This is a genomic window from Paenibacillus polygoni (assembly GCF_030263935.1).
GTDB lineage: Bacteria > Bacillota > Bacilli > Paenibacillales > Paenibacillaceae > Paenibacillus > Paenibacillus polygoni.
In genome coordinates this window covers 4,183,942-4,199,183 of the sequence record NZ_CP127162.1, presented here as the reverse complement: position 1 = coordinate 4,199,183, position 15,242 = coordinate 4,183,942, and the positions used below count along the sequence as shown (strand labels likewise).

The 15,242-nt window shown below is 41.7% G+C and carries 12 protein-coding genes; 9 read left to right on the top strand and 3 right to left on the bottom strand.

What is annotated here, in order from left to right; translation table 11 throughout:
* Window positions 1-59 precede the first annotated feature (59 nt).
* Window positions 60-1,049, bottom strand: a complete 990-nt coding sequence (locus tag QPK24_RS20060) for a metal-dependent hydrolase (protein ID WP_285744156.1) — start codon at window positions 1,047-1,049, stop codon at window positions 60-62.
* Window positions 1,050-1,363: 314 nt separating this feature from the next.
* Between QPK24_RS20060 and cyoE the strand changes: the two genes are divergently transcribed.
* Both cyoE and QPK24_RS20050 read left to right on the top strand, forming a co-directional pair.
* Window positions 1,364-2,296 (top strand): heme o synthase, encoded by a 933-nt coding sequence (gene cyoE / locus QPK24_RS20055; protein ID WP_285744154.1) that lies wholly within the window; start codon window positions 1,364-1,366, stop codon window positions 2,294-2,296.
* 222 nt (window positions 2,297-2,518) lie between these two features.
* Window positions 2,519-3,130 (top strand): SCO family protein, encoded by a 612-nt coding sequence (locus QPK24_RS20050; RefSeq protein WP_285749470.1) that lies wholly within the window; start codon window positions 2,519-2,521, stop codon window positions 3,128-3,130.
* Between the two features lie 49 nt (window positions 3,131-3,179).
* Here the strand turns inward: QPK24_RS20050 and QPK24_RS20045 are convergent, their stop codons facing one another.
* Both QPK24_RS20045 and QPK24_RS20040 read right to left on the bottom strand, forming a co-directional pair.
* Entirely contained in the window at window positions 3,180-3,536 is a 357-nt protein-coding gene (locus QPK24_RS20045) for a toprim domain-containing protein (RefSeq protein ID WP_285749469.1), read from the bottom strand.
* 174 nt (window positions 3,537-3,710) lie between these two features.
* Window positions 3,711-4,862 (bottom strand): MFS transporter, encoded by a 1,152-nt coding sequence (locus QPK24_RS20040; RefSeq protein ID WP_285744152.1) that lies wholly within the window; start codon window positions 4,860-4,862, stop codon window positions 3,711-3,713.
* A 181-nt stretch (window positions 4,863-5,043) separates the two neighbouring features.
* Between QPK24_RS20040 and QPK24_RS20035 the strand changes: the two genes are divergently transcribed.
* From QPK24_RS20035 to QPK24_RS20005, 7 genes are all read left to right on the top strand, one after another.
* A complete protein-coding gene (locus QPK24_RS20035; protein ID WP_285744150.1) occupies window positions 5,044-5,478 on the top strand; it encodes a hypothetical protein in 435 nt (144 codons plus the stop codon).
* 36 nt (window positions 5,479-5,514) lie between these two features.
* On the top strand, window positions 5,515-6,666 hold the full coding sequence (locus QPK24_RS20030; protein ID WP_285744148.1) for a transglutaminase domain-containing protein: 1,152 nt from the start codon (window positions 5,515-5,517) through the stop codon (window positions 6,664-6,666).
* 39 nt (window positions 6,667-6,705) lie between these two features.
* Complete coding sequence (locus QPK24_RS20025; protein WP_285744146.1) at window positions 6,706-8,772, top strand: peptidoglycan D,D-transpeptidase FtsI family protein; 2,067 nt, start codon at window positions 6,706-6,708, stop codon at window positions 8,770-8,772.
* A 179-nt stretch (window positions 8,773-8,951) separates the two neighbouring features.
* Complete coding sequence (locus tag QPK24_RS20020; RefSeq protein ID WP_285744144.1) at window positions 8,952-10,985, top strand: peptidoglycan D,D-transpeptidase FtsI family protein; 2,034 nt, start codon at window positions 8,952-8,954, stop codon at window positions 10,983-10,985.
* 127 nt (window positions 10,986-11,112) lie between these two features.
* On the top strand, window positions 11,113-13,143 hold the full coding sequence (locus QPK24_RS20015) for a peptidoglycan D,D-transpeptidase FtsI family protein (protein WP_285744142.1): 2,031 nt from the start codon (window positions 11,113-11,115) through the stop codon (window positions 13,141-13,143).
* A 306-nt stretch (window positions 13,144-13,449) separates the two neighbouring features.
* Entirely contained in the window at window positions 13,450-14,406 is a 957-nt protein-coding gene (locus QPK24_RS20010; RefSeq protein ID WP_285744140.1) for a metal ABC transporter solute-binding protein, Zn/Mn family, read from the top strand.
* 29 nt (window positions 14,407-14,435) lie between these two features.
* Entirely contained in the window at window positions 14,436-15,242 is an 807-nt protein-coding gene (locus QPK24_RS20005; protein ID WP_285744138.1) for a metal ABC transporter ATP-binding protein, read from the top strand.

Below are 15,242 nucleotides of genomic sequence, written 5' to 3'. Positions count from 1 at the left end.
AGCTAGTTTGTCTACAGTCTGAAACGACCTCCGGGGGAGGCCGTTTCTCTTTTTGATATTTAGGTGTGAGAGCCAAGGGACAATTTTTTCTCCATCTTATCCTCACTAAGCCAACCTACATAAGTGCTGATCGGTTCATAATTTCTGTCCATGACCATACAAGCAACAAAGGGGTACTGTTTACGATGCCGATACCTTACATCGCCCCATCGAACAAAATAACCAAAACTTAATTCTTCCACTTCAGCAACCGCAAAAGAAGTAAAATAAAGAAATGCCTGAATGTCTGGGTGAGATTTAGAAATCTCAACAGCAGGATGGTCTGAGGAAACAGCGTGCTTACTCCAAACGAGGAGATGTCCATCTAATTTCCCGATTTCGTAGCTGCCGTCTTTGTGAGCCTTGACCACATGCCAGCGATTTAAATGAATCGTAGGGATAACATAATACTTATCTTCAGGTTCTGATGAGGTATCCATCTTTCTTATTTGTTTTGTTTTGGAATAATGAACCAGGGTACGCCAGATGTAATAAAGAGCCAAGAATGAATATAAGACAATAAAAGTCGGTGCAGGATCGACAATCCCAAAGAACCATAATAGAATGGCGATCACATGGGTTGTAAAGAGAACCGGATCAAAAATATGAATGATGTTCCACGAAATCCATTTCTCTGTAAAAGGACGCATAGCTTGTGTTCCGTATGTATTAAATACGTCGGTGAATACGTGAACACATACGGCTATTCCGGTCCATAAGGCAACATGAAGGATCGGTACGTCTCGGAATAACAAAGAAATAACGGCGGTAATCAGCGCTGTCCATATAAATAGAAAGGGGATTGAATGCGTTATTCCACGATGATTCCTTATATAGGAAGCATTGTTTTTTTTAATTCGAAGAACGGTATCCAGATCGGGAGCTTGTGATCCTGCAGCAGTGCCGACCATGACGGCAACAGCCAGTTCTGGATTTGAGGCCACGACAGGGTCAACGAAGCTTAGGCCAGCAAGACCAAAGCCCATAACAAAATGTGTAGCTGTATCCATGTAGGTACTCTCCTTTTTGGTAATCGAATCATAAATTCTAGGAAATTTGTTATTTTGTAATCTGAAGATATTTAATTATTTAATTCCCTGCTTAGAAGATCTCTATTCAAGTAAAAAAAGATAGAATGGTCGTATTTTGACATAAAGGGATATGATATTCCAATAACTTACCTCACAAATAGGAAATTTGTCATAGCCTATTCATAATTGAGTGATCTTTGTCAAAGACTTTCCTTACTTGTTATGATAAAATTTATATCGGAGGCAATAATTTTTTCTCCAATAAGACGTTATCGTAAGGAGGATTTACAAGCGTGAATAATAGATATCAGGCATCTTCCGATACAGCAGCTATTCCTGCACGGCCTACGCCACCGCAAGAATCTGCAACATGGAAAGATTTTGTAGTTTTGACAAAGCCGGGCATCCTGAGAACAAACCTGGTCGCAGCATTTGGTGGTTTTTGGCTTGGATCTCAATGGGATGTTGATTATTTAAGAATGATTATTACCATGATTGGAACAATGCTCGTAATGGCCTCTTCCTGTGTGTTCAATAATTATTTTGATCGTGAATTAGATAAAAAAATGGAACGAACTCGTAATCGCGCACTACCCACTGGGAAACTCAGCCCGAAGGTAGTGCTTACTTATGCGGTCAGTTTAGGAATTCTGGGACTTATTGTTTTGTTTACCTATTCCGGCTGGCTTGCAGGCGTCCTAGGTATATTTGGGATGTTCATTTACGTCATTATTTATACTTTATGGCTTAAGCGTTCATCTACATGGAGTACATCCATAGGCGGATTCTCCGGTGCGGTACCACCCGTTATCGGATATGTAGCTGCAGCAGGAACACTTGATCTTGGCGCTCTGCTATTGTTTGCTTTGTTGTTTCTATGGCAGCCACCACATTTCTGGGCACTGGCGATTCGCAGGGTAGAAGATTACCGTGCTGCAGGATATCCGCTTCTTCCTGTGGTCAAAGGGATCGAACGTACAAAAATTCAAATGATTCCTTATTTAATCCTTCTGGTTCCTGTTCCCATTCTCATGTATGTGTACAATTACACAGGTTTTGTGTTTATGATTGTTTCACTAATCCTATCAATCATATGGTTATTTTACGGCTTCCAAGGTTTCAAAGCAAAAGATACTGATGCCTGGGCCAAAAAAATGTTTTTCTTCTCCATTAACTACCTAACGATCAGTTTCCTTCTTATGATTCTAGATACGGTTCATAAATAAGCAGAAACAGACGATGTTTCAAAAACGATATCTATTTTTATTACACCAAGGAACTTTACATTAATCATGAAATAAAAAGGGAGACCCGCTCCAAACCGGATGGCCTCCTCCTTTTTTTACTCTATAACTTCAAAATTGTTACATACTTGGATTGAATTTATAATACCTTTGGGTGCATTCATCAGGAATAACCATTTATGGAAGAAGGAGCGGATCTTCTTGATTTTTAAAAAGTACATATGGACTTGGATTTTACTATTGATCGCAGCAGTTATGGCTGGTTATCTCATTTATAATGCGCTCGATTTTGGAAAAGAAGAGTATCCAAAGTTAGGAAAAGTAGAAACTTTTTCAATGGAGAATGTAGATGGAAGCACAGTTTCTCTAGAGGATACGGAAGGGAAGACACGTCTGTTTTATTTCTATTTTACAAGTTGCCCTGATGTATGCCCAGTGACGACCTTCAGCCTGTCTCAGGTTCAGGAACTGCTGAAAGAAGATGAAACGTTTGGCAAGAAAGCTTCCTTTGTTTCCATATCATTTGATCCGGAAGTGGATACGAGAGAAACCATCAAAGCATTTGCAGATCGGTTCAAAGCAGATTATTCTGGATGGTATTTCCTAAGAGGAGATGCAGAAGAGACAAAGCAGTTAGCAAGAGAATCATTTAAAATTCTCATTGAAGGAAATAGTGTGGATAATTTTGTACATGCTAATCTTATTGCATTAGTAGATCCGGATAACAATATCCGCAAAATCTATAACGCCTCTAATACAGAGGAAGCTGCGCCGGAGATCATTGCAAGAGATGTTAGGAATATAGTGAGTGAATAAGTTTATCAATGTAGTAAGAAAGCTGTGTCCATTAAAGGAACAGCTTTTTTTACTTATCAAAATGGCTGGTGAAGTCAGGATAGATAATGTATTCATCAAGTCCTGCTTTTTCTAACTGGGCAATAAGATACTCATCAGGCGTACCTTCCACCCCAGCATAACCTCGTCTTGTATAAATATGTTCTGCATCCGGGAAGGTATCTCTGAGTTCACCTCGAATGCGTTTTCCAGAGCTGTCATTATCCATAAACAAATAAACTTCATCATATTTAATCTGTTTGCGAAGTTTTTCCAGCTTCATACTGTTCAGTGTTCCATACGTGCACAAAATAGAAATCTCAGGTTGTAACAACCGACGGAGTTTGCTGCGATCATTTTTGCCTTCGACAATGACATGAATCGGCATCGTATGCTTCACCTCTTGTTTTATTCGCATATGGACTCGAAATTCCCCGGGAAATGTTTATGTTCTATTTTATCGCAAAGTAAAGATTTCATGCAAAAAAGATCAGTCCATGGTTGGACTGATCTCAGATTGTAGACAAACTAGCCGCCGCTCGTTTGCCTAGAGTCTTATTTATTAGATGTGTTTTGGTTCCGGGTTAAGTGCGGCAGTACGTACCTGTTTTGAAAAAGGTAAGAATAACAGGCCAATCATGAGGACGAGGAAAGCTAGGAAGTAGGGCGAAATCTCCATTCGAATCTGCCCGGCTGCAATAGGACCTACAAAAGAACCTAATGAAGTCGCAATGGATTGAATGGAGAAAATCCGCCCAAGCCTGGCTCCGCCGCTTAACTGCACAAACATGGTCGCTAGTGCCGGGAATATGATTCCTTTGGATGTACCAAGAACATAGAGGACAAGCCACAATGGCATTTCAGGTACAGAAGCGAGCAGAAAGAAGCTGATTGCCATCAGTAATACGCCTGCGGCAAGGCGAAGCTTTGTCGAATAACGATTGAGGAACAACATACTAAGTGTAGTGAGTGCTCCTAAACTGATGATGGAGAATAGCAGGCCTGTTGATAAAATCGAAGCTGATCCACTGCCTCTTAGAGGGAGTTCAAAGAAAAGAACGCCTTGAGAGCATGCAATAACTAGCGGTAAAACAAAATAACGCCAAGATATCGGAAGAAAACGGCCTTCCATAGGAGGCAGCACTTTGATGCTCTGCGTACTGGCTTCCTTCACGGCAGGTATGGTGAAGAACGCCATAAGACCCGTGATGACCAGTAAAATTCCAAGAATCTGAAAAGTTCCAGAGAATCCAATACCTGCAACAATGAAGGCGCCCGCTGCGGGAGAGACCACAGAAGCCAGTGTATGGACCACACCATGTCCTGACATATACTTTCCTTGCGTAGTTGGATCAGACGACAACTGAGCAAGCAGAGTCATACAGGCAGGAGAGAGAAAGGCAAGAACAAATCCGCTGAGGGCCCGTAAAATAAGCAGTTGCCACGGGGTATCAACATAGGCTTGAAGCAACAATAGAATTCCAGCGGTCGTTAGACTGAAAATGATATAACGCTTGCTTCCATACTTATCGATTTTCGTGCCTGCAATCAGATTTCCCGGTAGATGGGTTAAGGAATAAATGCCCATCATCCAACCAATAAAGGTGGGAGCTGCGCCTAATGAAATTGCAAAAGGCGTAAGAATCGGATACTGAGCATGTAAATCGAAGAAGGCTAAAAAAAGAAATAAATAAAGCCATATGGCCGTTTTCAAGGAAACAGCACCTCCCATTTCAATATGTAGCTAGAACATCGTATGATATACTTGTACGCCTAATGGGACAGTCTTATACCGTATTTTTGCGTAAACGCGTGCTTAGCTGACAGCAGTAAAGGTAATCATGTATAATATTCGGGAACTCATATCAATGGAGTTCGGGAGGTGGATGATCATAATGGATTTAGAAATATGGAAAGAGTTCGTTCAGCAAAATTGGCTGGTTATTATTGTTGCTTTGATATTGTTGTTTATCGTCATTAATGTGCTTAAGACGGTACTCAAGTGGGCTATCGTTCTCGTAATTGTGGCCGCACTGATTATATACAGCGGTGTTTCTTTAGATCAGATCAAAGATGTAGTTACGGATGTAAGTTCGTCTACTATGGAAACGGTGAAAACAGAAGCACAAGAACTGATGGAGAATGAAGCGAAGCAAGCAACCTATGTCCTTCACGAAGATGAAACGTTCACCATTACGAGTCCCAATGTGGAAGTGACAGGAGAGCAAGGGAAAGACAAAGTGAAAGTAAGTCTGCGCGGTGTATCTGTGGGGGAGTGGAGTATTCATAATGCCGCAGTGAAACAGTACATGGAAACTGCACAGAACTAAGAAAGATAAATGTTTAGGTAAAACAGGGGTGATAGCATGTTCGAATCATGGATTGACAGCCTATTGAATGGAAATGCGGTCACGCTTGTTCTATTGGTCATACTCCTGGTATCTCTGATACAAGGATTTGCAAGAGGAGCTTCACGCTCAGCTGGAGCGCTGGTAAACCTGGTTACGGAAGGCATGTTTACCGTCATTGGTTTAGCTGGTGCTTTTTTTCTCTCGATGAAGTTATCTCCAATGGTTCAAACGTGGCTAGCACAATATAGTGAGAACATACCTAATCGAGATTTGAAAGTATGGGAGCAAATTTATTATACTGCCATTACCGGGCTGACTGATTTTCCGTTAATGCGATTTGCTGTTCTTTTTATGATTAGTTATGCAGTAATACGTTTTGTTCTTTCTGTAGTCAGTGGTTTGCTTACGGGCCTTGGCCTTGGCAGATCCAATAACAGATCACGTAAAAATCCAGGAATGATCAGCCGCCTTCTTGGTGCTGCATTCGGAGTTGTTGTCGGTATAGCGAGAAGCATACTCGTAATTGCACTGTTATTTATAGTAGTGAGTCTATATCCGGGAAGTACATTCAGCAATTATGTGGAATCTTCCCCTTTGTATCAGCAGGGTGCGAAGAAAGTAATTGAACCGCTCTCGGGAACACTGATTAAGGAACGGCTTCCTGTCATTACCCAAGCGGCAAAAAATGAACTAACCGGCATGATGCACAGAAGGTACGAGGTGATTGATCGGAGTATCCCTAAGGATATTGAAGGAGCTGCTTCTAAAGTGACAGAGAATGCGGTCACTGATGAAGAAAAAGCAAAAGCGCTCTATCAATGGATAGGTACTCGTGTTGGGTATGATTACGATAAAGTAGAAGACTACGAGCAAAGAGGCATCTGGAATGAGCAAACACCGCAGGATACGTTTCGAACGATGAAAGGGGTTTGCATTGACTATGCAAGGCTATACGCGGTTATGGCCCGGTCAGAAGGACTCGATGTAAAAGTCATTACAGGTCTTGGATATAATGGACAAGGCGGATACGGTGCTCATGCTTGGAACGAAGTGTATTTAAGCGAAACAGATGAGTGGGTACCTCTTGATCCAACTTGGGCGAATAGTGGAAATTGGTTCAATCCATCTAACTTCTACGACACCCATATCAAAGATCAGTCCTTATAATGTACTTGTTAAACCGCAGTTAGAAAGGATAGTTTTGGAATGAGCAAAGAGGGAACAGACCCATATATGAAAAAAGTGATTGCAAAGGAGAAGAGATTTACTTTCAGGCTTAATGTCTTTTTCCTGGCAACCTTTTTGATCTTTGGTGTACTGATCATCAGGCTGGCATATCTGCAGCTGGTTCAGGGTCCTACGCTAAAAAAAGAAGAAGCAAGTGTCGCAACGAAAAGTGTATCTCTTTCACCCATTCGGGGAACGATATTCGACTCTACGGGTGAGAATCGGCTCGCCTATTCGACCTCAACACAGTCTTTGTATGTGAGTTTAGATAAAAACTACACCCGTGAAGAGAACAAGGATGAATTAAAAGAACTGGTTTCGAGTCTCAAACAAGTTTTTGACCGGTATGGAGATTCGAGCAAAACAATGACAGAAGATGAGATTGAGGAAGCTCTAGACATATCCTATCGCAAAAATTACGGATATACGCCGAGAAGAATCAAGACAGATCTGACTGAGGAAGAAATTGCCTATTTTCTATCCCATAAGGATGAGTTTCCAACCGTAGAAGTGGTCGAAGAAAATGTGAGACGTTATGACGAGGATACCGTTGCCGTTCAAACGGTAGGATATATGAAACCATTCCGTTCCGTAATTGATCCAGATTATGGACTCGGTTATTATCTGAAGGCCAAGGAAGAAACCGACCCTAAGCTTCAATATCTGGATGATGAGGAAGTCGGATATGATGGGATAGAGTTTATGTTTCAAGAGGAGTTAAGAGGCACGAAAGGTGTTAAGACCTTCCCAGTGAACTCACAAAATCAAATTTCTGGTGAAGCAGAAATTACGGCTCCTAAAAAAGGGAATAATGTGTGGTTATCTATTCATAAAGATGTTCAGTTGGCTGCCGAGCAGGCAATCATGGACCAATTGGAATATTTGCAAACAACAAGTAATTCTAGTATTAAAGCTCCAAACGCCAAAACGGGATTTGCAGTTGCCATGGAAGTGGACACAGGCAAGATCGTAACCATGGCGAGTATGCCTGACTATGACCCAAACATATGGACAAAAGGAAGCATGTCACAAGAAGAACTTAATAATATTGCTCCTTATGCTTCAAATGGTGCCATTCGTGAGGTGTATCAATCCTACAGCAGCAAAGAAGAAAGTTATAAACACCCATCTTCCACCGTGCTGCTCGGTTCGGTTATTAAGCCGTTATCAGTTCTCATTGGTCTGCAAGAAAATTTATTTACGACTTCTACTTTATATAATGATGTGGGGGTAGGAAAGTTTGGTAAGAAAGGTTATGAAACTTCCGTTCGAAATTCGGGGAGTCACGCTTACGGTTTGATTGACCCTGCATTAGCGATTGAACATTCTTCCAATGCATTCATGGTAGAAATGGTCGGAAATAAATTATATGAGAAGTATGGTGCAAAAGGCGTTGATGTATGGGATAAGTACATGAAGGAATTTGGGCTAGGGGTATCGACAGAGAGCGGTATACCTAATGAGCAGTCTGGTCTGCGCGAATATATAAAAGAAGCTGAGAATAGCAGTTCGCAATCAGCGCTTGCCTATGCTTCATTTGGGCAGCAAGGGAAGTATACAACACTCCAGCTTGCTCAGTATGCGGCCATGCTTGCGAATGAAGGGAAACGACTGAAACCCCAAATTGCAAGCAAGATTACGGATGTGGAAGGTAATGTTGTAAAAGAATTTGGTACAGAAATACTAAACACTGTGGAGTTTGACTCTTCTTTCTGGGATGAAATCAAAGCAGGGATGAACAGTAATGCTCAAGGATTTGAGGGGTTCCCGTATGATTTTGCTCGTAAAACAGGAACATCTCAGCAAAGTGTAGGCGGTGAACTTGTAGAAAACGGCGTCTTTATTACATTTGCTCCTAGAGATAACCCGAAACTTGCGATTGCTGTTGTGGTGCCTGAAGGAGGATTTGGTTCAGTCAGTGCAGCGCCTATTGCACGTAAAATTTATGATGCTTACGATCAGTATATTGGACTTGACGGAACACCCAAAATTCAAGATTCACAAGATCAGAGTGATGCTTCCAAACAAGATAATTCTGCTGAATAGACTGTGAAATATCCATATACAATATGTTATTACAGAAACCGTGTGTGCCACGTGATTGAGGCACACGCGGTTTTGTCGTTTTATGACGAAATTGTAATCAGCAAAAGAGAAATTTGGAACACAGTTGTGGTAGAATGAAAAAGGATATCTATGGAACAGAAAGAAAAGTGAGGTATGGTATGACTCAGCAGCAAAATCATGAAAAGGAAGAACTGTCTAATAAGCGCCGATTTAGTTTTCGTCTGAATTTTTTCTTCTTTAGCTCTTTTATTATTTTTTCTATTATTATCATTAGGCTTGCTGTGCTTCAGTTTGTAGAAGGGCCAGAGCTCGCACAGCAGGAAAGCGGCAGTGTGACTAAGAATATACCGCTGCTTCCGGTAAGGGGTTCCATACTTGACTCTACGGGTGAGGTAAAACTTGCGTATTCAGAGCCTATTCAGTCCCTGTATATTACGTTATATAAGAACTATAGTAAGCCGACAGACGGTTCAGTAAATCCAAACCATGAAGAGGCATTGGAGATGGCTGAGCGTCTTGCTGAAGTTTTTGAGAAGTATAAAGACCCGGATGCGGAAACATTGACTGCAGCTGATATCGAAAAGGCAATGGACCTTAATTATCGGCAAACGCATGGTTATACGCCTAGGCTGATTAAAAGTAACTTATCCGAAAAAGAAATTGCTTATTTTTTGCAACATAAAAAAGAGTTTCCCGGCGTCAGCGTAATCGAAGAGACGGTAAGAAAATATGATGAGGATACAGTTGCTGTTCAGGCCATTGGCTATCTTAAAACGTTTAAGACCTCAAAAACACTTGAGAAGTATAAACAAGTAGATGAAACAAATAAGGATCAGACAGAACCAGGACTTGTCTATTCTGAACTGGAAAAGGTTGGTGTAGACGGACTTGAAATGCAGTACCAGGATGAACTTCGTGGTAAAGCCGGATATAGTCAGATTCCGATCAATCCACTGAATCTTCCAGAGGAAGGAACCGTAATTCAGGCCCCTGAAAAAGGAAAAGATATCGTATCTACCATTAATAAGGAAATTCAGGTAGAAACGGAACAAGCCATTATGGATCAGCTCGATTGGCTGCATCGAAATCCTGTCTCTGGTAAATTACATCCTAATGCAACAACCGGTTATGCGGTTGCGATGGAAGTAGATACAGGAAATATTGTGGCAATGGCGAGTATGCCGGATTATGACCCCAATGATGAATGGGATTATGACAAAATTAAATATATTTATCGTAATGGTACAACAGAATCTTACCCGCCGGATGACTCGAGAAGACGGATGGAATCTACGGTTCTCTTAGGTTCTACAATTAAACCACTTAGTGTATTAATCGGTTTAAAAGAAGGTCTATTCAGTACCAATACAGCTTATCAAGATGTAGGGTATGCCCTTTTTGGCCGAGACGACTCTAGAGTACGAAACTCACAGAATCATGTGTATGGTCTTCTTTTCCCAGATACAGCTATTAAGCACTCCTCGAACGCGTTTATGGTGGATATGGTCGGTGAAAGACTGTATAACAAATTCGGAAGTAAAGGTATTGATATCTGGGATCAGCATATGAAAGAGTTCGGTCTAGGTGTTGAGACAGGCGTAGATTTACCGCGTGAATTTAAGGGGCAAATCGAGTATAAAAATGAAAAGGAAACAGCTCTTTCCCGGCTTGCCTTCGCATCCTTTGGACAGCAAGGGAAGTATACGACTATGCAGCTTGCTCAGTATACAACGATGCTTGCTAACAAAGGAAAAAGGTTGGAACCGCATCTTGTCAAAGAAATTCGCGATTCGGAAGGAAATGTAGTTAAGAAGATTGAACCTAAGGTACTCAATGAAGTAGACTTTGCAGACGAGTACTGGAATACAGTTCACCGCGGAATGTCAACTAATGTAGATATGGCCTTCTCAGGTTTCCCATATGACTTTGCTCGGAAAACAGGTACCTCGCAGCAGGATATTTATTATAACGGGACAAAAACAAGAATTGATAACGGTGTGTTTATTGCCTTTGCACCGCGTAATAATCCGAAACTGGCTGTAGCCGTCGTTATTCCAGAAGGTGGATTTGGCTCCAGCAGTGCGGCTCCTATTGCTCGTAAAATCTTTGATGCTTATGATAAAGTGTACGGTCTTGACGGTGTTCCAAAAGGAAACCCGCAAGATGGTGAAGAAACATCACAGAATGAATAGTAGATTGATAAGAAAGACGTCTTTTGCATAAAAGCAAAGGGCGTCTTCTTTTTTGTACAATAGTGGTAAATGTTGGTATAATTAGCGTATATGTGCATTTGTTGTTTTATCTATGGGGGGACTACTAATGAATCGTTATGAACAAGACGAAGAGAATATAAAAATTGAGCGGAGACGGACTTTTCGTATGAATATATCCTTTTTCGCTGTTTTTATATTATTTTGTGTTCTTATCGTAAGACTAGCATTTATACAGTTTGTGGAAGGGGAGGAACTGGCGAATCTAGAACGAGGAGAGAATAAAAGAGCAGTACCCATGATGCCGATCCGTGGGACGATCTATGATTCTACTCATACCCCGCTGGCTTATTCAGAGCCCTCGCATTCTTTATATATTTCTTTGTATGAGAATTATGGGTTGTCTAACGGGATTCCTACAGCGGGAAGAATTGAGATAAATTTGATGGCCGAGAAAATAGCAGGCGTTTTCAAAAAATATGGAGCCAAGGATGCTCCGGAAATCACTGCCGGGGAGATTACCAAGAGCCTTGATCTTAATTATTCTAAGTTCGGCGGTTACGTTCCGCGTCTCATCAAAAGCAATTTATCAGATAAAGAAGTAGCTTATTTTTTACAGAATAAAGATCAGTTTAAAGGGGTTCAAATCATTGAAGAAACGGTGCGTAAATACCATAAAGATACCCTTGCTACGCAAACCGTTGGATACCTGTTTAAGTATAAAGGAGCCAAGGATGATCCTTTCTATAAGAACATCAGCGAACATAATTCAGAAGTGGGTCTAGAAAATCCAGGTCTTTTTTATCAAGAGAATGAGAATGTTGGCTTTGGCGGGCTTGAATTACAATATCAGGAGGAACTGCGCGGGGAATCGGGCTATCAGTTAATACCAGTAGATATGCGTAATATGCCCACAGGTCCAGGGGAACTGGTGCCGCCTAAAAAAGGGAACGATCTATATACAAATCTGCATAAAGATGTACAGCGGATAACGGAACAGGCTATTACAGATCAGATTAAAGCGCTGCGTACGAGTGGAAGAAAGGAATCACAAAATGCGAGAATGGGCTTCGCAGTAGCAATGGAAGTGGATACTGGAAATGTAATAGCTATGGCAAGCATGCCCGATTATGATTCAAATGTGTGGAAGAATGGGGGCGTTACTCCTAAAGTATATAACGAAATAAAAAATGTGTACCAAAACGGTACGATTCGTTCTTTTTTTCCTACAGATCAAACCAACACAACAGAATCCGTCGTTCTGCTGGGTTCAACCATTAAACCTCTGAGTGTTCTCATAGGATTAGAAGAAGGACTCATCAGCCCATCAACCGTGTATCAAGACAAGGGATATGCTCTATTTGGACGTGATGGCAGAGTAAGTAACTCAGGCGGTTCCGTAATGGGGAGTTTGACACCTCGTGAGGCAATTCGAAGATCATCCAATGCTTTTATGGTGACTTTGATTGGGGAAGGGCTTTGGAAACGTTACGGCAGCAGCAAGGCGATCGAAGTCTGGGATGAATATATGAAAAAGTTTGGGCTTGGGGTAGAAACTGGGGTGGATCTACCCAATGAATACCGAGGAAATATAGAATATAAGAACGAAGAGGAAACAGCACTTTCCCGGCTCGCATTCGCCTCTTTTGGACAGCAGGGGAAATATACGACCATGCAGCTTGCTCAGTACGTAACCATGCTTGCAAATAAAGGAAAACGTATGGAACCGCATATTGTCAGTGAGATTAGGGATTCAGAAGGCAATGTGATCCGTAAAATAGAGCCAAAGGTACTGAATGAAGTGAAGTTTAGTGATGCGAACTGGAATCTGATTCGCAGTGCGATGGCAACCAATGTGGGAACAAGTTTTGATGGATTCCCTTATGATTTTGCTAGGAAAACCGGTACATCTCAGCAGGACATATTTTATAAAGGAACCAGAAAACGAGTCGATAATGGAGTGTTCATTGCCTTTGCTCCTCGTGAAAATCCAAAACTTGCGGTCGCCGTTATGATCCCGGAAGGCGGTTTCGGATCGGTCAGTGCTGCTCCGATTGCTCGTAAAATCTTCGATGCATATGATATGTATTACGGTTTGGATGGCACACCTAAGAAACAGAAGGCAACCAAAGAAAAATAAAGATAGGTGTATTGCCTGATTAAAGCTGCCAAGGTACTAAGAAAATGATTCAAGTGACCATATTTTCATAAAAATTAGATATAGGCTATAGCGTTTTGCAGCCAAAACTAAGACAAGCAAGAGAAAATTTCTCTTGCTTTTTTACTTTGCCTCCCATAAAATTTGCCTTGAGGAAACTTAATTGCATATATATAAATTAATTGTAATAAGATAAATAACTTGTACCAGGTAAATAATTGAGCTGATGGAACACCTAGTATCACCTAATTAATCACCTAATTAACTTGCGGAAGGGAAGAGTGAACAATGAAAAAGAAGAGGATATGGGACCGAATGTTTATAGCTTTTGTCGTAATGAGTTCAATACTGGCTTTAACAGCATGCGGTGGTACATCAAGTAAAGCGGGAGAAAATGAAGAGACAGGGAAACTAAAAATTACGACCACAACGGGTATGATTGCAGATGCTGCTAAAGAAGTTGGCGGAGAGCATGTAGAAGTAACAGGGCTGATGGGACCAGGAGTAGACCCCCACTTATATAAAGCTTCTCAAGGAGATATTAAAAAATTGGAACAAGCGGATCTCATTTTATATAACGGATTGCATCTTGAAGGAAAGATGTCTGATATTCTACTCAACCTGGGCAAGTCTAAGACCGTGACTCAAGTGACGAAGGATATTCCAGAAAGCGAGCTGCTGATGGTTCCTTATGGGGATAAGGAGGAAGCGGATCCTCATGTATGGTTCGATGTGACAAAGTGGATACAGGTTACGGATACCATTCGGGACAGTCTTACTCAGGCAGATCCCGAACATGCGAAAGACTATAATGACCAGGCGGATGCGTATATAGCAAAGCTGCAGGATTTACACGAGGAAGTCAGCGAAAGGATTACTTCCATTCCGAAAGCTTCCCGGGTACTCGTCACTGCACATGATGCTTTTGGCTATTTTGGTCAGGCTTACGACATTGAAGTGCTTGGTTTACAAGGAATCAGCACATCTGCCGAGTATGGAGTAAATGATGTTAGTGAACTGAGAGATTTTCTTGTAGACAACCAAATTAAAGCTGTCTTTGTAGAATCCAGTATTTCACCAAAAGCGATGGAAGCGATCGTAGCCGGGGCAAAAGAGAAAGGGCATACGGTTACGATTGGCGGTCAATTATATTCCGATGCGATGGGCCAAGAAGGAACGGAAGAGGGAACCTATATTGGAATGGTAAAACATAATACAAAGGTGATCGTGGATGCTTTGAAATAGGATGCACAAGGATAAGAGGAGTGGGGAAAATGGGCATGTTAACGCAGGAGGATACCGTGAATGGAACAGAATCTAGTGAAGTGCAATCACCGTTTTCGGTTCAGCATCTGGCCGTAGCCTATCATAAAAAGCCGGTACTTGAAGACATCACATTTTCTGTACCGGAAGGAAAATTAATCGGAATATTAGGACCGAATGGAGCCGGAAAGTCCACGCTCATCAAAGCAGCACTGGGCCTGGTGCCCTCCCTCAGCGGGGATGTCAAAATCTATGGAAAACCCTATAAAGAACAGCGCAAAAGAATTGGATATGTACCGCAGCGAGAATCCGTGGATTGGGATTTTCCAACGAATGCCCTTGATGTAGTGATGATGGGGAGGTACGGAAGACTAGGCTGGTTTAAGAGACCTGGGAAGAAAGAAAAAGAAATCGCTATGGATTGTCTGAAGAAAGTAGGCATGGCCGATTTCTGTCACCGTCAGATAAGTCAGCTGTCCGGCGGACAGCAGCAGCGTGTATTCCTGGCAAGAGCCCTTGCACAGGATGCGGATATCTATTTCATGGATGAACCCTTTGCTGGTGTGGATGCGACAACAGAGAAAGCGATCATCGCCTTGCTGAGCGAACTGAAAGAACAAGGGAAAACAGTGCTTGTCGTTCATCATGACCTTGCAACAGTAGAGGAATACTTTGATCATGTCATACTGTTGAATGGAAAGTTAGTGGCAGCAGGTCCAACATCAACCACGTTCACATCAGAGATGCTTCAAAAAACATATGGCGGCCGTATTGCTATGATTGGTCAGTCAGCCGCTGCAGAGAAGTGGAAGGAGTAG

Bases quoted from the DNA above. Each gene is read 5' to 3' on its own strand.
- QPK24_RS20015 (WP_285744142.1), top strand. From the start codon at position 11,113: ATGAATCGTTATGAACAAGACGAAGAGAATATAAAAATTGAGCGGAGA.
- QPK24_RS20035 (WP_285744150.1), top strand. From the start codon at position 5,044: ATGGATTTAGAAATATGGAAAGAGTTCGTTCAGCAAAATTGGCTGGTT.
- QPK24_RS20045 (WP_285749469.1), bottom strand. From the start codon at position 3,536: ATGCCGATTCATGTCATTGTCGAAGGCAAAAATGATCGCAGCAAACTC.
- QPK24_RS20025 (WP_285744146.1), top strand. From the start codon at position 6,706: ATGAGCAAAGAGGGAACAGACCCATATATGAAAAAAGTGATTGCAAAG.
- QPK24_RS20020 (WP_285744144.1), top strand. From the start codon at position 8,952: ATGACTCAGCAGCAAAATCATGAAAAGGAAGAACTGTCTAATAAGCGC.
- QPK24_RS20060 (WP_285744156.1), bottom strand. From the start codon at position 1,049: ATGGATACAGCTACACATTTTGTTATGGGCTTTGGTCTTGCTGGCCTA.
- QPK24_RS20005 (WP_285744138.1), top strand. From the start codon at position 14,436: ATGGGCATGTTAACGCAGGAGGATACCGTGAATGGAACAGAATCTAGT.
- QPK24_RS20030 (WP_285744148.1), top strand. From the start codon at position 5,515: ATGTTCGAATCATGGATTGACAGCCTATTGAATGGAAATGCGGTCACG.
- QPK24_RS20010 (WP_285744140.1), top strand. From the start codon at position 13,450: ATGAAAAAGAAGAGGATATGGGACCGAATGTTTATAGCTTTTGTCGTA.